This window comes from Streptococcus pantholopis, from assembly GCF_001642085.1.
Lineage (GTDB): Bacteria > Bacillota > Bacilli > Lactobacillales > Streptococcaceae > Streptococcus > Streptococcus pantholopis.
On sequence record NZ_CP014699.1, the window covers coordinates 38,266 to 59,892 of the forward strand.

22 protein-coding genes are annotated in these 21,627 nt (G+C 43.0%); 19 read left to right on the forward strand and 3 right to left on the reverse strand.

The annotated features are described in order from the left end of the window. Positions 1 to 633: 633 nt before the first annotated feature. From A0O21_RS00200 to greA, 3 genes are all read left to right on the forward strand, one after another. The gene (locus tag A0O21_RS00200) at positions 634 to 1,128 is read left to right on the forward strand and encodes a GNAT family N-acetyltransferase (RefSeq protein WP_067059871.1); all 495 of its coding nucleotides are present in this window, start codon (positions 634 to 636) and stop codon (positions 1,126 to 1,128) included. 101 nt (positions 1,129 to 1,229) lie between these two features. Then, positions 1,230 to 2,837: an endolytic transglycosylase MltG gene (gene mltG / locus A0O21_RS00205; protein ID WP_067059873.1), complete on the forward strand. Its 1,608-nt coding sequence runs from the start codon at positions 1,230 to 1,232 to the stop codon at positions 2,835 to 2,837. A 66-nt stretch (positions 2,838 to 2,903) separates the two neighbouring features. Then, entirely contained in the window at positions 2,904 to 3,386 is a 483-nt protein-coding gene (gene greA, locus A0O21_RS00210) for a transcription elongation factor GreA (RefSeq protein ID WP_067059875.1), read from the forward strand. Between the two features lie 1,036 nt (positions 3,387 to 4,422). Here the strand turns inward: greA and yidC are convergent. After that, a complete protein-coding gene (yidC, locus tag A0O21_RS00215; protein WP_067059877.1) occupies positions 4,423 to 5,340 on the reverse strand; it encodes a membrane protein insertase YidC in 918 nt (305 codons plus the stop codon). Positions 5,341 to 5,422: 82 nt separating this feature from the next. Continuing rightward, entirely contained in the window at positions 5,423 to 5,701 is a 279-nt protein-coding gene (locus tag A0O21_RS00220) for an acylphosphatase (RefSeq protein ID WP_067059879.1), read from the reverse strand. 607 nt (positions 5,702 to 6,308) lie between these two features. Between A0O21_RS00220 and A0O21_RS00225 the strand changes: the two genes are divergently transcribed. The 16 genes from A0O21_RS00225 to yidD all read left to right on the forward strand — a co-directional run bounded on the left by A0O21_RS00225 (position 6,309) and on the right by yidD (position 20,135). Beyond that, positions 6,309 to 7,052 carry a TrmH family RNA methyltransferase gene (locus tag A0O21_RS00225; protein WP_067059881.1) on the forward strand — a complete coding sequence of 248 codons (744 nt, stop codon included), beginning with the start codon at positions 6,309 to 6,311 and terminating at the stop codon, positions 7,050 to 7,052. A 36-nt stretch (positions 7,053 to 7,088) separates the two neighbouring features. After that, entirely contained in the window at positions 7,089 to 7,592 is a 504-nt protein-coding gene (locus A0O21_RS00230; protein WP_067059882.1) for an HD domain-containing protein, read from the forward strand. A 16-nt stretch (positions 7,593 to 7,608) separates the two neighbouring features. Continuing rightward, positions 7,609 to 8,298, forward strand: coding sequence for a Bax inhibitor-1/YccA family protein (locus A0O21_RS00235; RefSeq protein ID WP_067059884.1), 690 nt, complete (start codon positions 7,609 to 7,611; stop codon positions 8,296 to 8,298). 282 nt (positions 8,299 to 8,580) lie between these two features. Continuing rightward, positions 8,581 to 9,435, forward strand: a complete 855-nt coding sequence (locus A0O21_RS00240; RefSeq protein WP_067059886.1) for a DUF6574 domain-containing protein — start codon at positions 8,581 to 8,583, stop codon at positions 9,433 to 9,435. A 12-nt stretch (positions 9,436 to 9,447) separates the two neighbouring features. Next, a complete protein-coding gene (locus tag A0O21_RS00245; RefSeq protein ID WP_067059888.1) occupies positions 9,448 to 11,055 on the forward strand; it encodes a zinc ribbon domain-containing protein in 1,608 nt (535 codons plus the stop codon). Between the two features lie 945 nt (positions 11,056 to 12,000). Further along, a complete protein-coding gene (locus A0O21_RS00250; protein ID WP_067059890.1) occupies positions 12,001 to 13,245 on the forward strand; it encodes a diaminopimelate decarboxylase in 1,245 nt (414 codons plus the stop codon). A gap of 177 nt (positions 13,246 to 13,422) precedes the next feature. Next, the gene (locus tag A0O21_RS00255; RefSeq protein WP_067059892.1) at positions 13,423 to 13,665 is read left to right on the forward strand and encodes a YneF family protein; all 243 of its coding nucleotides are present in this window, start codon (positions 13,423 to 13,425) and stop codon (positions 13,663 to 13,665) included. A 720-nt stretch (positions 13,666 to 14,385) separates the two neighbouring features. Further along, the gene (gene racE / locus A0O21_RS00260; protein WP_067059894.1) at positions 14,386 to 15,186 is read left to right on the forward strand and encodes a glutamate racemase; all 801 of its coding nucleotides are present in this window, start codon (positions 14,386 to 14,388) and stop codon (positions 15,184 to 15,186) included. Beyond that, complete coding sequence (locus tag A0O21_RS00265) at positions 15,183 to 16,178, forward strand: nucleoside-triphosphate diphosphatase (protein WP_067059896.1); 996 nt, start codon at positions 15,183 to 15,185, stop codon at positions 16,176 to 16,178. Before racE ends, A0O21_RS00265 begins: the two co-directional genes overlap by 4 nt. Next, positions 16,154 to 16,675: a metallophosphoesterase gene (locus A0O21_RS00270; protein ID WP_067059898.1), complete on the forward strand. Its 522-nt coding sequence runs from the start codon at positions 16,154 to 16,156 to the stop codon at positions 16,673 to 16,675. Before A0O21_RS00265 ends, A0O21_RS00270 begins: the two co-directional genes overlap by 25 nt. After that, positions 16,672 to 17,136 carry a cyclic-di-AMP-binding protein CbpB gene (gene cbpB, locus A0O21_RS00275; RefSeq protein ID WP_067059901.1) on the forward strand — a complete coding sequence of 155 codons (465 nt, stop codon included), beginning with the start codon at positions 16,672 to 16,674 and terminating at the stop codon, positions 17,134 to 17,136. Before A0O21_RS00270 ends, cbpB begins: the two co-directional genes overlap by 4 nt. Then, a complete protein-coding gene (gene xerD, locus A0O21_RS00280) occupies positions 17,129 to 17,872 on the forward strand; it encodes a site-specific tyrosine recombinase XerD (RefSeq protein ID WP_067059903.1) in 744 nt (247 codons plus the stop codon). The genes cbpB and xerD overlap by 8 nt, the downstream gene beginning before the upstream one ends. After that, positions 17,872 to 18,576, forward strand: a complete 705-nt coding sequence (locus A0O21_RS00285; protein WP_067059906.1) for a segregation/condensation protein A — start codon at positions 17,872 to 17,874, stop codon at positions 18,574 to 18,576. The genes xerD and A0O21_RS00285 overlap by 1 nt, the downstream gene beginning before the upstream one ends. A 5-nt stretch (positions 18,577 to 18,581) precedes the next feature. Beyond that, on the forward strand, positions 18,582 to 19,172 hold the full coding sequence (gene scpB, locus A0O21_RS00290; protein WP_067059908.1) for an SMC-Scp complex subunit ScpB: 591 nt from the start codon (positions 18,582 to 18,584) through the stop codon (positions 19,170 to 19,172). Further along, entirely contained in the window at positions 19,159 to 19,881 is a 723-nt protein-coding gene (locus A0O21_RS00295) for a pseudouridine synthase (RefSeq protein WP_067059910.1), read from the forward strand. Before scpB ends, A0O21_RS00295 begins: the two co-directional genes overlap by 14 nt. Beyond that, entirely contained in the window at positions 19,881 to 20,135 is a 255-nt protein-coding gene (yidD, locus tag A0O21_RS00300; protein WP_067059912.1) for a membrane protein insertion efficiency factor YidD, read from the forward strand. Before A0O21_RS00295 ends, yidD begins: the two co-directional genes overlap by 1 nt. A gap of 51 nt (positions 20,136 to 20,186) precedes the next feature. Here the strand turns inward: yidD and A0O21_RS00305 are convergent, their stop codons facing one another. Beyond that, positions 20,187 to 21,626 (reverse strand): TrkH family potassium uptake protein, encoded by a 1,440-nt coding sequence (locus A0O21_RS00305; protein WP_067059914.1) that lies wholly within the window; start codon positions 21,624 to 21,626, stop codon positions 20,187 to 20,189. Between the last annotated feature and the right edge of the window lies 1 nt (position 21,627).

Consider the following 21,627-nt stretch of genomic DNA (forward strand, 5'->3'; position numbering starts at 1 on the left):
GAGCAATAAAATATAGAGATGGACAGGGGAATATATTTATATGAAAGGTGGCATCATCGATAATGTTATTTTGATCTCATTGCTGGTCTCTTAGGTTTTTCCTGTCAAGAATTAACAGAAAAAACCTAGGTAGTGAGATTTTAAGACTATTGTCTTCCCCAATGGAATACCTTATATTTAATCAAAACAGCCTTGTATGTTTTAAAGTAGTCATACAGTTAAATTTAAAAAAGTAAGAGATAGCAAATAAGACTCTGTCTCAAAGACTGGTCATCGGCTAGTAATAACATTCATAGATAATGATGATACAGCGTTAATAATTATTGTCTGTGCTAGTATTGCTGAGGAGTCGCATTTCAACAACGGGAAATGAAAACAGAGGCTTTGTATTTTGTGAACTGAACGCGCCCTAAACGCTGCGGGAAAAAGATGTCCTGACTTAGAATCTGGCGATTCGTCAGTCAGTCCCCTATTTTCCCTTTGCGTTCTTAACGGGTTTTGTATCTTAATGAACTGAACACGCCCTAAAATCCTAGTGAAAAAGATGACATCTATCGCGATGCGAGTCATCGCTCAGCTGTCTCTATTTTCATACGGATTTTTTAACGGGCTTTGTATCTTGAGGAGAATATGATGTTATTGATTAGGCAGGTAAAGGAAGATGATTTGGCTGAAATCGTTCGTATTGAGCAGGAGAATTTCTCACCTGAGGAAGCTGCTGATTTTCAAACGTTTAAAGAACGGTTCAGCTGTATTAAGGATACCTTTCTTATTGCAGAAATTGCCGGAAAGATCGCTGGCTATATTGAAGGTCCGGTAATTGAGCAGCGTTATTTGACGGATGATCTTTTTCATAGAGTAAAACCCAATCCTCTTCAAGGCGGTTTTATAGCAGTGACAAGTCTATCTGTGGCCTCTGATTTCCAGAGGCAGGGAGTTGGAACCGCTTTGCTGGCTGCTTTGAAAGATTTAGCCGTCGCCCATAAGCGCTTGGGAATTACGCTGACCTGTCACAGTCACTTAATCTCCTATTATGAGATGAATGGCTTTACTGATGAGGGGGAATCCGCTTCGCAGCACGGCGGTTCTGTTTGGTACAATTTGGTTTGGGAAGAATCACAAAACTGAAGCAAGGCTTTTATTAAGAATCGATGACAAAAAAGTATCCAGTTGCTTTTATCCCGCTTTTAGGTTATAATGGCGTTTGATTAAGAAGAGGAGGATGTGCTTTGACCGATTTTAAGGATGACAAGCAAGACAGCCAAGATTTAAAACATTTTAAAGAAAAGCTTCTTGCTGAATTAGAAGAGGCCAATCAACTCAGAAAGCAGCAGGAAGAAGCCTTAGCTCAGAAGGAAGCTGCTGAAAAGGACCCTATCCATTCAGAAAGTACTGACAGAACTGCGCAGAGACCCCTCTTATCTGCAAAAGAAAAAAGAGAAGCTTCTCCTAAAGAAACTGCCAATCAGCAGCCGACCGCAGATGATGTATCTTTTAATAACCATTCTCTACAGGCTTCAGAATCTGCCGAGCAGCTTTCGGATGCTGATACCGCAACTTCCGAAAAACTGTCTGCAGATGATGCCAAAACAGATTTGGACAATGATGAGCAGCCCCAATCAGCTGCTCCAAAGAATAAACGTACTGGCAAACAGAGGAAGGCCGTAGGCAGAAGACGGCGGCAGAAAACGGATAAGCTAGCTAAACGGATTGCGCGTGTTCTTATTTCGGCCATCGTTTTGCTTTTAGCAGCCTTTATCTTTTTTGCTTATCGCTATGTTGCCGACGGGATTGCTCCTGTGGATAAAAAGTCAACGGAATATGTGACTGTGGAAATTCCTGAAGGTTCCGGTAATAAATATATCGGCCAAATTTTGGAAAATGCTGGTGTAATTAAAAACGCGACAATCTTTAATTACTACACTAAGTTTAAAAATTACAGCAATTTTCAGAGCGGCTATTATAATCTGCAAAAAAGCATGGATTTAGATGAAATCTCGCAAATCCTGCAGGAAAGCGGAACGGCTGAACCGCAGGAACCGGTGCTGGGTAAAATTTTGGTAACGGAAGGTTACACTATTGAGCAGATTGCAACGGCAGTAACAAAGAATACAGTAGGGGAAAAGAAGAGCACACCTTTTAAGAAGGATGATTTTTTAGCCCTTGTTAAAGACGAGAAGTTTATCTCGCGGATGACTGAGAAATATCCTGAGCTTCTTGCAAATCTCCCAAGTGCTGATAAAGCAGTTTATCAGCTGGAAGGCTATCTGTTCCCTGCAACCTATAATTATTACGACGAGACCACGCTGGAAGAACTTGTTGAAGAGATGATTGCCACAACTAACGCTTATATGTCTGACTATTATTCAGCAATCGAAGCAAAAGGCATGACGGTCAATGAGGTGCTTACACTGGCCTCACTGGTTGAAAAAGAAGGGGCGACAGATGAAGACCGGCGAAATATTGCCAGTGTATTCTATAACCGTTTAGAGGCTGATATGGCTTTGCAGAGTAACATTGCCGTTCAGTACGCTTTAGGAACCTTAGGTGAAAAAACCTCTTTAAAAGACGATGCAACTATTGACACAAAGGTTGATTCCCCGTATAATGATTATACTAATACCGGCTTAATGCCCGGACCGGTAGACAGCCCGAGCCTTTCAGCAATCGAAGCAACTGTCAATCCGGCAGATACCAAATATCTGTATTTTGTAGCAGACGTCACAACTGGTGAAGTCTACTTTGCTGAAAATTTTGAAGAGCATGAAGCCAATGTTGAAAAGTATATTAACAGTAAGCTGGATGACTCATCCTCTTCATCTTCATCCGATAATTAAAAGCAAACATGGTGTGGCAACGCATCATGTTTGACTTTGGCAAAAAAATAGAAAAGAGATTAAAAAATGGCAGAAAAAACTTATCCTATGACACTCGCTGAAAAAGAACAGCTTGAACAGGAACTTGAAGAATTAAAACTGGTCCGCCGTCCGGAAGTGGTTGAACGGATTAAAGTCGCCCGTTCTTATGGCGATCTTTCGGAAAACAGTGAATACGATGCAGCTAAAGATGAACAGGCTTTTGTCGAAGGGCAAATTTCGACACTGGAAACCAAGATTCGCTACGCAGAAATTATTGACAGCGATGCCGTCGCTAAAGATGAGGTTGCTATCGGAAAGACTGTTATTGTTCAAGAAATTGGCACGAGCGATAAAGATACCTATTCCATTGTCGGCGCAGCCGGAGCAGATGTTTTTTCCGGTAAAATTTCAAATGAAAGCCCGATCGCACAAGCCCTTATTGGGAGGAAAAAAGGCGATAAGGTAACAATTGAAACCCCTGCCGGAAGTTATGATGTTGAAATCATCAGCGTCGAAAAAACAGCTTAAACCAAGATACCAAGCCCGTTAAAAGAGCAAAGCAAAAATAGGAGCCTGACCGCTGAGTCACTAAAGACTCAAGGGAGGGCTATCTTTTTTGCACAGCTCTTAGGGCGTGTTCAATTAAACCAAGATACCAAGCCCGTTAAAAGAGCAAAGCAAAAATGGCGGTAAGCCAGAAATCTCTGATTTCGTAGGCGCACCCCTGCCAAGACGACTAGAAGGGTGCTGTCGGCTGTTAAGACGACAAAGCCTTCAGACGGCTACGGCTAGCGGAAACTAGGTAACGATACAGATTTCCTTCCCCTCACTCTCCCTTTTCTAGGTTCGGGCTGAAATCATCCACTGGATGATTTCACTGCACAGCTCTTAGGGCGTGTTCAATTAAACCAAGATACCAAGCCCGCTAAAAGAGCAAAGCAAAAATGGCGGTAAGCCAGAAATCTTTGATTTCGCAGACGCACCCCTGCCAGAACGACTAGAAAGGTGCGGTCGACTGTTAAGGCGACAAAGCTTTCAGTCGTTTACGGCTGGCGGTAAGCCAGAAATCTTTGATTTCGCAGACGCACCCCTGCCAAGACGACTAGAAGGGTGCTGTCGGCTGTTAAGACGACAAAGCCTTCAGACGGCTACGGCTAGCGGAAACTAGGTAACGATACAGATTTCCAATCCCCTCACTCTCCCTTTTCTAGGTTCGGGCTGAAATCATCCACTGGATGATTTCACTGCACAGCTCTTAGGGCGTGTTCTCAATTAAACCAAGATACCAAGCCCGCTAAAAGAGCAAAGCAAAAATGGCGGTAAGCCAGAAATCTCTGATTTCGCAGACGCCCCTCTGCCAGGACGGTGGGGTGAATTTGGTCTTTCAATTGTTTCTGTAGGCTAGCGTATCTTGTTTTTAGGTGACTAAAAAATGGAAAAAAACCGGTGAAAGCCAGTTGCTCTGCTTTCACCGGTTTTTTTAATTAGCTTAAATTAAAATAAAACAGCTGAGCTAGCTTCCCAAAAGGTGGGAGCTAGCTCAGTCTGTTAACTCTTTTAAGAATTAGTGCCTTCTTTTTTGTTTGCCGGCATTGCGTCTGTTTCTATTGCCTGCGATAGCTGTCTGTGGTTTGCCGGCTGATGTAGGGGTAACATCTTTAGGGCGATTTGTTGATTTAACGGCTTTAGGTGGGTTCTCTTTAAATTCTTTTTCGACTTGCTCCCGGAGCTTAGGCCGAATCAGGTAAGTGGTGATTAATTGCTGAGCAATACTGAAAATCCCTCCGACAAACCAGTACAGAGCAACACTTGCCGGCAGAGAAATGGACATCATGACCATCATCAAGGGCATCATATACATAGTAGTCCGCATCTGGGCTTTTTGCTCTTCTGCGACAGACTGAAGCGACAGCCAAGACTGCAAGAGATAAAGGACAGCAATGATGGCTGTCAAAACAAGACTGCGTTCTGCCAGATTAATCCCAAGAAAATTGCTGTTTGGCACCTCTCGTGCAGCAAAGTAAAGAGCTGAAATAAAGGGCATTTGGATAAGCAGCGGGAGACAGCCGATACCCCCCAGCACACTAACACCATTTTCACGCTGTGCAGCCATGAGTTCGGACTGAGCAGCCAATTTTTCTTCTTGGGTTTTTGCATTTTTAATGCGCTCATTAATTGGCTCAAAAATGGGCTTAAGATAAGCTGTTTTTTCCGACTGGTAGCTGGCTTTTTTCGACTGCTGCAGGTTAAGCGGCAGAATGACAGTTCGGACAATGATGGTCACCAGGATGATTCCTAAACCATACCCCAGCCCCATATTATTAGCAAAATAATCGATTGCTGTGGTCATCGGCCGGCCCAGAAAATCCCAAATAATGCCGCTAGGATTACCGCTTGCATCCCGTCCGACACAGCCCGAAAGCAGCAAAAGCATTGTTATCCCTGTTCCTGAAAGTAAGATACGCTTTAAATTTTTTTTCACCTTTTTATTCCTTTAAAATTTAATATACCCATCTATTTTACTTTTTTTTTTCTAAATTCTCAATAGTTCTGCGGACGGATTTTTAATTGGCCATACGAAAATCTGTATAGTCCGAAAACTGTCCAACTGAGACATCAACATAAGTGACTTTGGCCCATTGGGACGGTCCCTTGCGTATTTCCTGAATAAATTTAGCCATTTTGCCGGAATCGTCTGACTGGGCTAAAATTTCAACAGTGCCATCATCATTATTCCATACCCGGCCGTAAATGTCTCCGATTTCAAGCGCTAAAGCGTAAGTTGAATAACGAAAACCAACTCCCTGAACGCGACCGGAAACCAGCAAACGTACTTTTTTCATACCAAAACTCCCTTCTAAAATAAGATACCAAGCCCGTTAAGAAATCCGTATGAAAATAGGGACAGCTGAGCGATGACTCTCATCGCGATAGATGTCATCTTTTTCACTAGGATTTTAGGGCGTGTTCAGTTTCACCAAGATACCAAGCCTGTAAAAAGAGCAAAGCAAAAATGGCGGTAAGCCAGAAATCTTTGATTTCGCAGGCGCACCCCTGCAAAGACGACTAGGGAGCGAGACAGAACCCCAGACCGTAAAGTTCGATGCCTCGCCCCCGCAAAGCCTAGCAGACATTTTAAAGCTTTGAAAAAGCGACTAAAATGCCGCTAGACGACTAGCGTCTTGTTTATACTGCAAGCAGTGATTTGGGAGGCTAGGATTTTTGTCTGCCTTCAGACGCCTACGGTTGGCGGTAAGCCAGAAATCTTTGATTTCGTCTCTACCTCTCTTACTAAGATGACAAATTACGGCTGGCAAGGGACGATTAAGAGCCTCAGTTTATAAGGTTCCCTAACTCTCTAGGTTCCGCATTAGGGCAAAGATCATCTGCTAGGTAATTTTCATTCCTCAGTGTTTAGGGCTTCGCTCAGTTTTTTGTTATAATGTCTATATGACTATTATAACCTCAAAAGCAAATAATCTCATTAAAAAGACAAAAAAACTGCTGCAAAAAAAGTATCGCAGCCATTCTTATTTGATAGAAGGCTGGCATCTTTTTGCTGAGGCAGAAAAAACAGGGGCTGTTTTTCTCAACATTTTTGTTGTCAGCGAACAGGCTGAGAAAGTGCGTCACCTCAAACAGGTTAAGTTGGTAACTGAAGATGTCTTAAAGACCTTATCGGAGTCCCCGGCTCCGCAAGGAATTGTAGCAGAAGTCGCTATGCCGCCTGTTCCAAAACTCTCTGAGATAGCCGCAGGGCGCTTCCTGCTGCTGGAAGATATACAGGATCCCGGCAATCTTGGGACCATGGTTCGGACAGCAGCTGCTGCAGACTTTTCAGCTGTTTTTATCTCTGAAAAATCAGCTGATATCTATAATCAAAAAACACTGAGAGCCATGCAGGGGAGCCATTTTTATTTGCCGGTTTACCGGACAAATCTATTGGAGACTTGTCTTTTGCTGCAAAAACAGTCTGTTCCTCTGCTTGCGACCAGTCTGAAGCAGGGAGCTGTTGATTACAGGAAGCTCTTTAAAACGGAACATTTTGCTCTCATAATGGGCAATGAAGGTCAGGGGATTTCCGATGAGTTGACACAAAGAGCCGATCAATTGGTCCATATTCCCATGCCCGGACAAACAGAAAGTTTAAATGTTGCTGTTGCTGCCGGTATTGTTATTTTCAGCTTAATTTAAGTGAGTGTGCTATAATAGAGCTAGAGGTAATTGGATATGAGGAATTATGAGCGGGACCAAGAGTTTATGAACCACGTTGGTCATCTTATCAGACATCCGCGTTTTCAAAGACTTGACGGCATTACTCAGCACCAGCATTCAACTCGGCTTGAACATTCCATTAATGTCAGTTATACCAGTTTTCGCATTGCCAGAAAATTGGGGTGGGATAAAAAAAGTACAGCCAGAGGAGCTCTTTTGCATGACTTTTTTTATTACGACTGGCGGGTTACTAAATTTAATAAAAGCCATGCCTGGGTTCATCCGCGTATTGCTGTGAGAAATGCCCGAAAACTGACACAGCTCAGTAAAAAAGAAGAGGATATTATCCTCAAGCATATGTGGGGAGCGACTGTTGCTCCGCCGCGCTATAAAGAAGGCTACATTGTGACTATGGTTGACAAGTATTGGGCGGTAAAAGAGGCTGCTATGCCTTTGCGGAGGGTTTGGCAGAAACGCCGCCGCTTCAGTCGAAAATTTTTAGGCAGTCACAATCATTAGAAATGGAGATTTTAATATGAATGACAGTATGATTTATACACAGACAGATACAGGACTGAATAGATTTTTCGCTAAAATCTACAGTTTAGTCGGTATGGGAATCGGCTTGTCCGCCCTTATTTCTGCTTTGATGCTCTATGTTTTTACCGACAATATGATCGCTATCATGATTAATTACCCTTGGGTATATTACGGAGCTATCTTTGCAGAGTTAATTTTGGTTCTGGTGGCCAGCAATGCTGCCAGAAAAAATACACCGGCTGCTCTTCCGCTCTTTTTAACTTACTCGGCCTTAAACGGCTTTACTTTGAGCTTCATTATCGTGGCTTATACACAAACCACTGTTTTGCAGGCCTTTCTGTCATCAGCTACCATCTTCTTTGTGATGGCCCTGATTGGGGTTACAACTAAAAGAGATTTATCCGGCATGGCTAAGGCTCTGCTGGCCGGCTTGATTGGTATTATTGCTGCCAGCTTAATTAATCTCTTTATCGGAAGCGGCATGATGAGCTATATCATCAGTATTGTGTCTGTTTTAATTTTCTCAGGTCTGATTGCTTATGATAACCAAAGAATTAAACATGTCTATCAAGCGACAGGAGGGAATGTCGGTGATGGCTGGGCTGTATCAATGGCCCTCAGTCTCTACCTTGACTTCATTAACCTTTTCTTGAACCTGCTGCGTCTGTTTGGCAATCGCCGGTAAAATGAATTTTTACCTGATTATTCGGGCTTTGTGCTTCGGTGTCTCTGAAGTGTCAGAACGGTTGAAGAAGCCCTCCCCCTTATTTAAAAGTTCTGTCATATCTACTGTGGAGATATGACAGAACTTTTTTATTGTAATTGAGATTATACAGAGCTTACAGGCGTTTTGCCTTGCTAAAAAACAGAAACAATCTTAAATTATGCCTTCTGAAAAATACTCGGTTTTAGTTGAATGGTTTTTCCCGATATGTTATAATGGCTCTAAAAATTGTGGAGGAGTATTATGAAAAAAGAAGATTGGGTAGATTATTTTGCGGCTATCAACGGCCGTATGCCATCAGATGAAGAAATAGCACAGGCGCTCATGGCTGGAGAATTTGTTGAAAATGATGAAGAAACCGGTATAGAGAAAACTGCTCAAAATCCAGGGGTGAAGCCATCAGATGACGCAGTCCCTCAGTTGGCTTCAACAGTAGCTGGTAAAGGAAGCAGTTTATTCAAAGATTTCTGGGGCTGGCTGGTTTCTGCTTGGCAGTCCCCCACATCAGAGGTTCCGACTAATAAGTACAACGGTTATGTAGCTTTTGGACTGCTGACTCTTTTTTACACTATTGCTGTTTTTGTCATGATTCGGCGTGCGGTTGGAATCGGTACTTTTTATGTTAATAATTTTAGCCGTTTTTTTGGTGAAGAAAGCAGCTTCGCAAATCCGGTTGGACCGTCAGCCTTCTTTATGATTTTGATTGCAGCAGCGCTTTACATTTTTTCAGTTATTTTCTCAGGTTTTGTTGCTAGACGATTGGTATATAAGGAAACCGACTTTACTTTTTCAAAGAGCTTTGAATGGTACGGTCGGCTCTTTTCGATTAATATTATATTGTCAGCTGTCTCAGCCTTTTTTGCCCTTATAGGACTCTCATTGCTTTCATTTTTTGTATTATCTGTCAGTGTTACGATTTTTGGGCTTGCAACGACATTTGCGCTGGCTCAATCAAAAAATGTTTCTGGCATGGATATGTTCTATAAATACCTCATTGCTATCCTTGTAAACGCAGTTATCATGTTTTTATTCTCTATAGTAGAATTTAGTATTTTAGCTAGATATATCAGAGAAATAGGAAGCAGCTTCTTTTATTAATTGAGGTGGATTATGGCAAGTCAAGAAAAGTGGGTCCGCTTATTTGAACAGGTAATTGGGCGGCAGCCAAGCCCTGAAGAATTTATGAAGGGGAAAGAGACAGGATTCGCTCCGATTCATATTAAAGAAATTGCGGGTCTTCAAGTCCCTGAAAAATCTGCCGATGAAAGTATTGCTGCAGGAGCTCCAAAGCAAGGCAAAACTGATATTCAGGAGTGGACAGCAGCATTTGAAACAAAGGCTGGCCGCAAGCCGACAAAAGAGGAATTTATGTATGGAAAGAGCCAGAAATTTGCGCTTTTTTCTGTCGATGAACTGGCCAATGTCATAAACAGCACCCCTGCTCCTCAGAAGAAGCCGATGTCCAAGCGTAAGAAACTTCTTCTTGGGACAGCCTTTTTTATCATACTGTCATTGATCTCTGCTTATGCTTATGGCTTGCATTACTACTCTCGTCCCGAAGTGGCTAAGCGGTATTTAGAAGCTGTTAATAAAGATTTTGATGAGGCTTTGCCATATGAGGTTTGGTCAGATACAGAAAAGGCGATTAAAAAATCCGAGCTGGCCTACACGGATAAAAAATCTGTTCAAATTGAAAACGATGAATCAGCTTTATTAAATGGTAGTGCTATGCGTAAAATTGGGCAAAAATATCTTATTTTTCCTAACTGGAAGGTCGTTGTTACTCCAATAACAGCTAAAGTAACTTCTAATACTAAAGGAATGACCTTGTCTGTTAATAAGAAGAAGTTTGCCACAACCGACAGCAGCCGTTTTTCAAAAACCTTAACCCGCCTTTATCCGGGGACTTATCAGTTCGAAGCTTCCATTAATTTGGATGGCCAAGAAGTAAAAGTGTCATCAGAAGAAAATTTATCCAGTGATAAAACGGTTGCTTTAGATGTTACCTATCTCAATTTTACTGTAAAAAGCAATTTATCCGATGGGGATTTATATATTGGCAGTAAGAAAGTCGGCACCTTGTCAGATGGGAAGCTTGAAGTTTCAAATACTGCTGTTACCAACTCGTCTAAAGTTTATGTCAAAAAGACATTCGGTGATGATTCAAATGTGAAATCTGATACAATTTCTGTTGAAGACATCTATGATGGTGATACTATTACCCTAGATGCTGATGGGATACTGACAAAAGCTACAGCTAAAAGTGTCCTTGAAAAAGCCTATTATAAACTGTCAAACTATGCCAGTAATCATACTGCACCTGATAAGCTGGAGAGTGTCTTTAAAGGGGGCAGTAAAAATTCCATGTACAGCGATGTTGTCAATATGATTGAAACAAATACGACAAACGCTAAAAACCGCAGTGCGAAATCAATTACTTTTTCAGATATAGATGTCACAAAAGTGACTCAGACAGGGGAGAAAACTTATACTGTAGATTTTACAGTTATCTACGATTTTTATTATGCCTACGATTCTGAACATAAAAGTTCAGGCAGCATCATTCAAAAGATGTCCTGGTCAGCAAACGTAGAGTATGATGGCAGTGCAGACAGCAGGAGCGATAGCTATTATTACAATGATTATACCGATGATTACGTCATAGCTGGAAAGAATGGGGACTCCTCTGTTTTATCTGAAAAAAACACAGTGAATTGATTCATTTCCTAAGGAATTTGAAGATTAGTCTTTCTGTAAAGATGAGCGATCCTTTGAAGGATAAGGCTCATCTTTTTCTTTAGGATAACATTCAGTTTATCCTGCAGTTGCCCCAAAAAATGATAGACCTTTGGGTCATTAAACCTGCAGCCTGATTGATGAATCTGCTGCAAAAGAGCCGTTTTGTCATTTGCCAGTGCTTTGTGTTATAATGGTGCTAATAGTTTAAACTGAATATACCCTAAAATCCTAATGAAAAAGATGACATCCGTCGCGATATGAGTCATCGCTCGTCTGTCCCTATTTTCATACGGATTTCTTAACGGCCTTTGTATCTTAGTGAACTGAACACGGCCTAAACGCTGCGGGAAAAAGCAGGGTCAAATATAGAACTGATTTCACAGTTAGGCAGCCGTAAACGACTGAAAGCTTTGTCGCCTTAACAGTCGACCGCACCTTTCTAGTCGTTCTGGCAGGGGTGCGCCTACGAAATCACAGATTTCTGGCTTACCGCCATTTTTGCTTTGCTCTTTTAACGGCCTTTGTATCTTGTTAATTGAACACGGCCTAAGAGCTGTGCAGTGAAATCATCCAGTGGATGATTTCAGCCCGAACCTAGAAAAGGGAGAGTGAGGGGACAGGAAATCTGTATCGTTACCTAGTTACCGCTAGCCGTAAACGACTGAAAGCTTTGTCGCCTTAGCAGCCGACCGCACCTTTCTAGTCGTTCTGGCAGGGGTGCGCCTACGAAATCACAGATTTCTGGCTTACCGCCATTTTTGCTTTTGCGTTTTTAACGGCCTTTGTATCTTATTAATTGAACACGGGCTAAGCTCTTTGCAAAAAAGATAGCCCTCCCTTGAGTCTTTAATGACTCGGCGGTCAGGCTCCTATTTTTGCTGTGAGCTTGAACGCCCTTTGTATCTTAATTTATCGGAGTTGAGAATGAAAATCCCTTTTATCAGTCAAGAAGAGTTAAGTAAGATTGCTGCCGAATTTCCAACCCCCTTTCATCTTTATGATGAAAAGGGAATCCGTGAAAAAGCGCGTGCTTTGAATCAGGCTTTTTCCTGGAATAAAGGCTTTAAAGAGTATTTTGCAGTTAAAGCAACTCCTAATCCAACAATTTTGAAGATTTTGCAGGAAGAAAACTGCGGTGTAGACTGCGCAACAGAAGTTGAACTGCTGATGAGCCATAAGCTGGGATTTACTGATATCATGTTTTCTTCCAATAATACACCGGCAGAAGAATACCGCTATGCGCGTCAGATTGGGGCTATTATCAATTTGGATGCTTATGAGGATATCGCTTTTCTTAAGGAAAATGCAGGGCTCCCTGAAACAATCTCTCTGCGCTACAATCCGGGAGGTATCTTTGCTTTGGGAACTGACATTATGGACCATCCGGAGGAATCGAAGTTTGGTATGACTAAGACGCAGCTAATGCAGGGGTTTAAAGAATTAAAAGCTGCAGGGGTCAAGGAATTCGGACTGCATGCGCTTTTAGCTTCCAACACAGTCACTAATGACTACTATCCGACTTTAGCAGGGGAACTGTTTGAATTAGCAGTAGAAGTGAAAGAAGAAACAGGTATTGAGCTCAGTTTTATCAATCTTTCAGGCGGGATAGGCGTCAATTATTTACCCGATCAGGAGGCCAATGACATTGCTCTGATTGGTCAAAAAGTGCACCAGGTCTTTGATGCGGTCTTACAACCGGCTGGTTTGGGTCAGATTAAAATTTTCACAGAGCTTGGACGGTTTATGCTGGCACCGCACGGTCTCTTAGTAACCAGGGTGCATCACCGTAAAAAAACCTACCGTGACTATGTAGGAGTAGATGCTTCGGCTGTCAATCTGCTGCGTCCGGCTATGTACGGTTCTTATCATCATATTACCAATATGACCAATCCTCAAGGAGAACCGGAAATTGTTGATGTCGTTGGGTCGCTTTGCGAGAACAATGATAAATTTGCCGCAGGACGTGAACTCCCTCATGTTCGTGTAGGGGACTTGCTGGTTATCCATGATACCGGTGCCCATGGTTTTTCAATGGGCTACCAGTATAACGGCCGGCTGCGGTCAGCTGAAATTCTTTATCAGACGAACGGTCAGGCCAAGATGATCCGCCGGGCTGAAAAACCAGAAGATTACTTTGCCACACTTTACGGCTTTAATTTCGAAAAATAGCAGAGACAGCTGGTCGCCAGTCTTTAGGGCTGCCGGCTGGTCTTTTATTGTTTCAGAATTTTATCTTAGCTATACTGATCCAAGACAGGTTTTTTGTTGAGGGCAGGGGACAATTATTTGTAAAGCACTTTCATTTCTGCTATAATATAGAATGTAAAAAATGTAGGAGAGAACAGTATGACGACTTTTGTTTGGATTTTATTGATTATTATTGCTCTGGGAGCCGGCTTGGTTGGCGGCGTTTTTATTGCACGGAAACAAATCGAGAAAGAAATCGGCGAACATCCTCGTCTGACTCCGGATGCTATTCGTGAAATGATGAGCCAGATGGGACAAAAACCAAATGAAGCCAAGATTCAGCAAACCTACCGCAATATTATTAAGCAGTCAAAGGCTGCTCAGGCAAAAGGTAAAAAATAATTTTTACTGAGCTGATAGGAATCCGGAGCGACGGTTTTAGGCAGGTTAGCCTGACTCAAGCTAAGGCGGCTTGGCTGTTTTATCACACTTTAAGCCTTGTAAGCAGCCATTATGCTGTGGGTAAAAATGGTTTTTATAAAAATAACAGGACCGTTATTTTTATAGCTTTAGTTGCACAGCCCTGTCAGTTATCAAAGTTAAGGGAAAGGTCCGCTGGGCCTTTTTGATTTTTGCCTTGCTCTTTTAACGGGCTTTGTATCTTGTTTGAACTGAACACGGGCTAAGCTCTTGGCAAAAAAGACATGGCTAAGTTTAGAATTGATTTCAAGTTAGCTGGCCGTAAACGTCTGAAGGTTTTATCGTCCTAGCGGCTGACAGCACCCTTCTAGTCGTTCTGGCAGGGGTGCGTCTGCGAAATCGAAGATTTCGGACTTACCGTCATTTTTGCTGTGAGCTTTTCACGGGCTTTGTATCTTGATGAATTGAACACGCCCTAAAATCCTAGTGAAAAAGATGGCTGTCAGCGTGATGCCAGCATCACTTGCCATCCCCTATTTTCATACGGATTTTTTCACGGGCTTTGTATCTTGATGAATTGAATACGGCTAAATGCTGCAGGGAGAAGATGGTCTGACTTAGAATCTGGCGATTCGTCAGTCAGATCCCTATTTTCCTTTGCATTTTTTACGCCCTTTGTATTTTTTGTGTAGGGATTGGATTATGGATAATAGACCGATTGGGTTTTTGGATTCTGGTGTTGGGGGGCTGACTGTTGTTCGTGAGCTGATGCGGCAGCTTCCTCATGAAGAGATTGTTTATATCGGTGATTCGGCCCGTACGCCTTACGGTCCGCGCCCAGCTGAGCAGATACGTCAGTACACATGGGAATTGGTTCGGTTTCTTTTGACCAAAAATGTTAAAATGATTGTTTTTGCCTGCAATACGGCTACGGCGGTGGCTTGGGAAGAAGTGAAAGAGAAACTGGACATTCCGGTCTTAGGTGTTATATTACCGGGATCCAGTGCTGCAATTAAATCAACTGTCAAAGGAAAAATCGGGGTTATTGGGACAGCAATGACCGTTCAGTCAGATATTTATAAGCAGAAAATTCATTTACTGGCACCGCAAATGGAAGTTACAAGCCTTGCCTGCCCTAAATTTGTTTCTATAGTCGAATCCAATGAAATTTCTTCCAGTGTAGCTAAGAAGATCGTCTATGACAGTTTGGCACCTCTGGTTGGCAGAGTTGATACTTTGGTTTTAGGCTGTACCCACTATCCGCTTTTACGCCCTCTGATTCAGAATGCCATGGGGGAAAAGGTCAAGCTGATTGACAGCGGAGCAGAATGTGTCCGTGATATCTCGGTTCTTTTGAACTATTTTCAAATTAACCGCCGCCGCGAGCTGACCGATCAAAAAGGGTCCCATCGTTTTTATACAACGGCCGGCATCACCGGTTTTAAGACAATTGCTGATAACTGGCTGGACCAAAAAATAAGCGTGGAGCATGTCACATTATGAGTGAGAAAATTTATGAATATAAAGATGATAATGACTGGTTTGTAGGCCGCTGGACAGGAACGTTCTCTTTTGACGGTTTTGTCTCTTTAGATAATGATATTCTGGAGCTGCAGGGCAGTTTAAGCAGACTTATTTCCTCCGGTCAGTCAAACCCTGCCTCTAGCGCTGGCAATATTTTGCTGCTGCGCTTCAGCTCTGTTTTGCGTTTGCTGGCTTTTGTCGCGGACATGATTAATCAAGAGCTGGGCCGTCATTTAGAGGTTCGGCAGCATCAGGGGGCGGTTCTGATGATTGAGCAGGAACGGCTGCTTCTGATCCATCTGCCCCAGTCCGGTCTGCCTCTCTCTGCTCTTTCAGAGGGCGGACTTCCGGCTTCCTTTGGGGATACCATCCTTATTGCGACACGAAATGACGGTAAAACTAAGGAATTTTCGGGAATTTTTGCTAAACTAGGACTTAAGGTGGAAAATTTAAACGATTATCCTGATTTGCCTGATGTTGCTGAAACGGGGACAAGTTTTGCAGAAAATGCCCTTTTAAAGGCAGAAACAATCGCTAAACTGACTGGGAAAATGGTTTTAGCAGATGATTCTGGCTTAAAAGTAGATGTGCTGGGAGGTCTGCCTGGTGTTTGGTCTGCCCGTTTTTCCGGACCTGATGCTGATGATGCTTCCAACAATGCCAAATTGCTGCATGAGCTGGCGATGGTTTTTGACATCAAAGACCGTTCTGCTCAGTTTCACACCACTTTAGCTGTAGCAGCACCGGGGAAAGAGAGTTTGGTAGTAGAAGCGGACTGGCCGGGCTATATTGCTTTGCAGCCTAAAGGAGAAAACGGCTTTGGCTATGATCCTTTATTTTTAGTTGGTGAGACAGGCCGAACAGCTGCGGAATTGACGCCTGCTGAAAAAAATCAGCTGTCTCATAGGGCCTTGGCTGTTAAAAAGCTAATGGAGGTATTTCCAGAATGGCAAGCAAAACATTCATTGTAATGAGCGATTCTCATGGTGACCGTGAGATTGTTAAAGATATTAAGGAACGCTATTTGGGGAAAGTCACTGCGATTTTTCACAATGGGGATTCTGAACTGCCAAGTTCAGATACGGTTTGGGATGACATTTATGTTGTCGCTGGCAACTGCGATTACGACAGCGGCTATCCCAACAGCCTGCTTATCCCTTTCCCCGGTGTGACGGTTGCCCAAACACACGGCCATCTCTACCATATTAACTTCACTTGGGATAATCTCATCCGCTTCGCACAGGAAGGAGAGGCCGATATTTGTTTATACGGCCACCTGCACCGTCCTGCTGCCTGGCAGGAGCAAGGTGTCCTATTTCTTAATCCCGGCAGTGTTTCACAGCCGAGAGGAGAAATTAATGAGCGGCTCTATGCTAAGCTGGATATTGATGATGACAAAGTAAGCGTAAGCTATTATACACGTGAGCACCAGCTCTACCCCGCACTGTCAAAGGAATTTATACGATGATTGCTAAGGAATTTGAAGACTTTTTACTCGGCCAGCTGGACAGTTATTTAATTCCGGCAGATGAATTAGCCATCTTTGTTGATACGCATAATGCTGACCATGTGATGCTTCTGCTGGTTAATAACGGCTATTCCCGTGTCCCTGTCATTACCAAGGATAAAAATTATGTCGGTACGATTAGTATTGCGGATATTATGGCCTATCAGACTAAAGAGAAGCTGACAGCAGCGGAGCTGGCACAGACAGATATCGCTCCCATGGTTAATACTCAGATTGATACGATAAAAGATCATTCTGATTTAACTGAAATTATGCATAAATTGATCGACAACCCATTTTTGCCTGTTATTACGGATTCAGGGATTTTTGCTGGTATTATTACACGCAAATCTATTTTAAAAGCTGTTAACAGCCTTTTGCATAATTTCACGGATTTTTACACGATAACAGCCCATGAATGATTTAATTGCAGCTTTTATAGACAGCAAAGCTCTTTCTTTAAACTCGCAAAAATCTTATTATTATGACCTGCAGCAGTTCAGTCAGACAGTAGGCAGCCGTATAAACAAGGAACGTCTCGCCTTGTATGAGCAGTCTTTGGCGCCTTTAGCCATCTCGGCTAAAAAACGAAAGATTTCTGCAGTGAATCAGTTTTTGTATTTTCTCTACCTTAAGCAGGAGCTTGATAGCTTTTACCGGCTGCAGGTAAAGGACCGCCTGCCGGTAAAAACTGCAGTGCATCCCTTAATCGATTCTGCTGTTTTTTATCAAAAAAGCGTTAATGGCTGCGGCCAGCTGATCGCCTTATTAATCATCGAAACTGGTTTGCTGCCGAGTGAGATTCAAATGATCAAAGTCACAGATGTGGACTTGACTTTTAAGGTGCTGCGTCTGACTAAGGCCGGTTTTAGCCGTGTGATTGAGCTGCCTGATCGTCTCCTGCCCTACATGAGTCCCTTTCTTTCTGATGATAAAACCTTTCTTTTTGAACACCGCGGCTCGTTTTACTCGCGACAATGGTTTTTTAAGCAGCTGAAAGCTTACTTGGCTGAAATTGACCAATCCGACTTAACGGCACAAAGCTTGCGGGAACAGTTCATTCTTTCACAGAAAACCAGCGGGAAAACACTGGCTCAAGTTAGCCGCAGTTTAGGTCTTAAAAGCCCGCTGACTTTGGAAAAATACTATAAAGACTAATGGACATAAAATTAAAAGATTTCGAAGGCCCCTTGGATTTACTGCTGCATTTGGTCTCTAAATATGAGGTGGATATTTATGATGTGCCGATTGTTGAAGTGATTGAGCAGTACTTGGCCTATATTGCTACTCTGCAGGCTATGAGGCTGGAAGTAGCCGGAGATTATATGGTGATGGCCAGCCAGCTGATGTTGATTAAGAGCCGTAAGCTTCTGCCAAAAGTTGCTGAAACAGCTGTTGAAGAAGATGATCCGGAGTTAGAGCTTCTCAGTCAGATTGAGGAGTATCGGCGTTTCAAAGTTTTGAGCGACGAGCTGGCTGCTCAGCATGACAAACGCGCTGTTTACTATTCCAAGCCCAAAGAAGAACTGATTGTTGAAGACGCCATCTTAAAACAAGATAAATCTGTCATGGATCTGTTTCTGGCTTTTTCAAAAGTGATTTCTGCCAAACAGGAAGAGGTTAAAAACAGTCATACGGTCATTGAAAAAGATGACTATCGGATCGAAGACATGATGGCCCTGCTAAACAGCCGTTTGGAGAGTGAATCTTCTGTCGTCTTAACCGGCGTTTTTGCAGGCTGTCAAAATCTGCAGGAAGCCATCACACTGTTTCTGGCCGCATTGGAATTAATCAAACGTCAGCAGGTCAGTGTTGAACAGGAAGATAATTTTGGCCGGATTATTTTACGAAAAGGAGCCTGAAAAAGATGTCTTATTTGTCTCAAATTGAGGCTTTGCTGTTTGTTGCAGGCGAAGACGGGTTAAGTCTGAGGGACTTGGCTCTTATGCTTGATTTAACGCCCACTGCCTTGCAGCAGCAGCTGGAAAAATTAGAGCAGAGGTACCAAGAAGACGATGATAGCTGCCTCTGTCTAACAGAAACAGCCAACAGCTATAAGCTGGTCACTAAAGCAGTCCATGCTGATTTACTGAGAAGATATGCCAAAGCTCCGATAAATCAAAGCCTGTCTCGGGCCAGCCTGGAAGTCTTGGCCATTATCGCTTATAAGCAGCCAGTGACCCGTATCGAAATCGATGATATCCGCGGGGTCAATTCCAGCGGAGCGCTGAGCAAGCTTCAGGCCTTTGGTTTAATTCGGGAGGCTGGGAAAAAAGAGGTTATCGGCCGTCCCAATCTTTATGCCACAACAGACTACTTTTTGGATTATATGGGCATTAATCATTTAGATCAGCTGCCTGATATTTCCGGTATAGAAATTAAGGAAGAAGAAACGGCTCTGTTTATGCCGGCTGATTCGATGACAGAAACAAAAGGACAAAATTATGAGAATAAATAAATATATTGCCCATGCCGGTCTGGCAAGCCGAAGAAAAGCTGAGGAGCTGATAAAACAAGGAGTGGTTACTCTGAATGGACAGGTTGTGACAGAACTGGCCACACTGGTCAAATCCGGAGACCGTGTCGCTGTAAAGGGAGAGCCTATCTATAATGAGGAAAAAGTCTATTATCTCCTCAATAAACCGCGCGGGACCATTTCCAGTGTTTCCGATGAGAAGGGGCGAAAAACCGTGGTAGATCTTTTACCTGAGGTTAAGGAGCGGATTTATCCTGTAGGGCGCTTAGACTGGGACACATCAGGACTGCTCCTTTTGACGAATGACGGTGATTTTACAGATAAGATGATTCACCCGCGCAATAAGATTAATAAGGTTTATTTAGCGCGTTTACAGGGCATAGCAACTAAAGAAAAGCTGCGTCCTCTTACGAAAGGGATGAAGCTTGACGGACAAAAGACCCAGCCTGCTCATTACCGCATTGTTAAAACGGATGCGGAAAAAAATCGTTCAGTAGTGGAGCTGACCATTCATGAAGGGCGGCATCATCAGGTTAAAAAGATGTTTGAAGCGGTTGGGCTTCCGGTTGATAAACTCTCAAGGATACAATTTGGCAGTCTTGACTTAGGGGGATTAAAACCGGGAGAGTTTCGCCGTCTTAGTAAAAAAGAGGTCAGCCAGCTGCATAATTTGGCTGTTAATAGTAACTGATGGTAAAAAAAGTACTTATTAGTTTAGTTCGTCTGTATCAAGCCTATCTGTCTCCCCTTTTTCCGCCTTCTTGCCGCTACCAGCCGACCTGCTCAAATTATATGATTGAAGCGATTGAAAAACACGGTCTTAAAGGTGTTCTCATGGGTTTGGCCCGTATTTTACGCTGCCATCCCTTTGTTCGAGGCGGCAAAGATCCGGTTCCGAATCGTTTTAGCCTGAAAAGAAACAGCCCGCGGTCATCAAATGAATAAGCAAATCCCCATAGGACACTGTCCTATGGGGATTTTTAAACTTCAAAGCTTTTAGATTTTGGACCAAGTTTTTGGGATAAAGAACAACAGCATAGGGTAAATTTCTAAACGTCCGGCAATCATAGCAAAGGACAGCAGGACTTTGGAGAGGGGGTTGAAGATGGCAAAATTATCAGTTGTCCCCAGCATAGGTCCGATATTGTTCATACATGAGGCAGCAGCACTGAAAACGGTCATAAAGTTATTATTATCCAGTGATAAAAAGAAGATCAGCCCCAGCAGAAAAATAACATAGAGCGCCAGATATTTTAAGACACCGTTCTGGGTCTCCTTATCAATCGTTTCATGATTGATATGCAGTGACATCATGCGATTAGGATAAAGGGTTGACATCACTTGGTTTTTGGTAATTTTAGCCAGAATTAGGGATCTCATAACCTTGAAACCGCCGGCTGTAGAGCCTGCCGATCCCCCGACAAACATGAGCAGCAGCAGAATGACCTGAGAAAAGAGCGGCCAGCCGCTGATATCCGTAATACCATAACCTGTGGTAGTAATCGTTGCTGAAACTTGGAAAAAGACATACTCCAATCCCTGTCTGACATTATCATAAAGTCCTAAGACATTAAGGGCAATCAAACCTGCAGCAACTAAGACAATTTTGATATAGGTATGCAGTTCTTCGTCTTTGAAAAAAACTTTGAACTTTCTAAGCAAAAGGAAATAATAAAGATTAAAGTTAACGCCGAAAGCCAGCATTCCTAAGGAAACCAGATTGGTTATTAAAGAGCTGTTATAGTGGGCGATGCTGTCATTGTAGACAGCAAAACCGCCGGTTCCCGCAGTCCCCATAGCTGTAATCAGGCTGTCGTAGAAAGGGAGCCCTGCCAGCCACAGAATCAAAGTAAACAGGGCAAACATAGCCAAGTAAATAAAGTAAAGGATTTGGGCAGTGTCTTTCAGTCTGGAAACCATCTTGCCAAAGACTGGTCCCGGAACTTCTGCCCGCATCACCTCAAGATGGCTGTTTTTACTGTTCTCCATAATTGCCAGGGCAAAGACCAGCACCCCCATCCCTCCGATTAGGTGAGCAAAGCTCCGCCAAAACATAAGAGCGGGGGAGAGGGCGGCCGTATCAGCAAGAATGGTCGCTCCGGTTGTGGTGAAACCTGAGCTCGTTTCAAAGAAAGCATCTATAAAATTGGGGATCTGTCCTGTAAAGACAAAAGGGAGAGCTCCGAAAAAGGACCAGAGAACCCAGCATAAGGCAACAATCAGCAGAGCTTCTTTAGTGTATATATGATAGTTTTTCGGTTTGATAAGGACACCTAAACCGCCCAGCAGGCAAAGCAGACCCATGGTTGCCAGAATACTGAAAAAAACAGCGCTTTCTTCCCGATAAAGAGCCGCCACAATCAGCGGAACAATCATCAGGGCAGCTTCCAGTAAGAGTAATTTTGAAAGGAGATAGCGAATCATACTCTTATTCATA

Excerpts from the sequence above, each read along its gene's own strand:
- A0O21_RS00200 (WP_067059871.1), top strand. The coding sequence starts at position 634 with ATGTTATTGATTAGGCAGGTAAAGGAAGATGATTTGGCTGAAATCGTT.
- greA (WP_067059875.1), top strand. The coding sequence starts at position 2,904 with ATGGCAGAAAAAACTTATCCTATGACACTCGCTGAAAAAGAACAGCTT.
- A0O21_RS00220 (WP_067059879.1), bottom strand. The coding sequence starts at position 5,701 with ATGAAAAAAGTACGTTTGCTGGTTTCCGGTCGCGTTCAGGGAGTTGGT.
- A0O21_RS00225 (WP_067059881.1), top strand. The coding sequence starts at position 6,309 with ATGACTATTATAACCTCAAAAGCAAATAATCTCATTAAAAAGACAAAA.
- A0O21_RS00230 (WP_067059882.1), top strand. The coding sequence starts at position 7,089 with ATGAGGAATTATGAGCGGGACCAAGAGTTTATGAACCACGTTGGTCAT.
- A0O21_RS00235 (WP_067059884.1), top strand. The coding sequence starts at position 7,609 with ATGAATGACAGTATGATTTATACACAGACAGATACAGGACTGAATAGA.
- A0O21_RS00240 (WP_067059886.1), top strand. The coding sequence starts at position 8,581 with ATGAAAAAAGAAGATTGGGTAGATTATTTTGCGGCTATCAACGGCCGT.
- A0O21_RS00245 (WP_067059888.1), top strand. The coding sequence starts at position 9,448 with ATGGCAAGTCAAGAAAAGTGGGTCCGCTTATTTGAACAGGTAATTGGG.
- A0O21_RS00250 (WP_067059890.1), top strand. The coding sequence starts at position 12,001 with ATGAAAATCCCTTTTATCAGTCAAGAAGAGTTAAGTAAGATTGCTGCC.
- A0O21_RS00255 (WP_067059892.1), top strand. The coding sequence starts at position 13,423 with ATGACGACTTTTGTTTGGATTTTATTGATTATTATTGCTCTGGGAGCC.
- racE (WP_067059894.1), top strand. The coding sequence starts at position 14,386 with ATGGATAATAGACCGATTGGGTTTTTGGATTCTGGTGTTGGGGGGCTG.
- A0O21_RS00265 (WP_067059896.1), top strand. The coding sequence starts at position 15,183 with ATGAGTGAGAAAATTTATGAATATAAAGATGATAATGACTGGTTTGTA.
- A0O21_RS00270 (WP_067059898.1), top strand. The coding sequence starts at position 16,154 with ATGGCAAGCAAAACATTCATTGTAATGAGCGATTCTCATGGTGACCGT.
- cbpB (WP_067059901.1), top strand. The coding sequence starts at position 16,672 with ATGATTGCTAAGGAATTTGAAGACTTTTTACTCGGCCAGCTGGACAGT.
- xerD (WP_067059903.1), top strand. The coding sequence starts at position 17,129 with ATGAATGATTTAATTGCAGCTTTTATAGACAGCAAAGCTCTTTCTTTA.
- A0O21_RS00285 (WP_067059906.1), top strand. The coding sequence starts at position 17,872 with ATGGACATAAAATTAAAAGATTTCGAAGGCCCCTTGGATTTACTGCTG.
- scpB (WP_067059908.1), top strand. The coding sequence starts at position 18,582 with ATGTCTTATTTGTCTCAAATTGAGGCTTTGCTGTTTGTTGCAGGCGAA.
- A0O21_RS00295 (WP_067059910.1), top strand. The coding sequence starts at position 19,159 with ATGAGAATAAATAAATATATTGCCCATGCCGGTCTGGCAAGCCGAAGA.
- yidD (WP_067059912.1), top strand. The coding sequence starts at position 19,881 with ATGGTAAAAAAAGTACTTATTAGTTTAGTTCGTCTGTATCAAGCCTAT.
- A0O21_RS00305 (WP_067059914.1), bottom strand. The coding sequence starts at position 21,626 with ATGAATAAGAGTATGATTCGCTATCTCCTTTCAAAATTACTCTTACTG.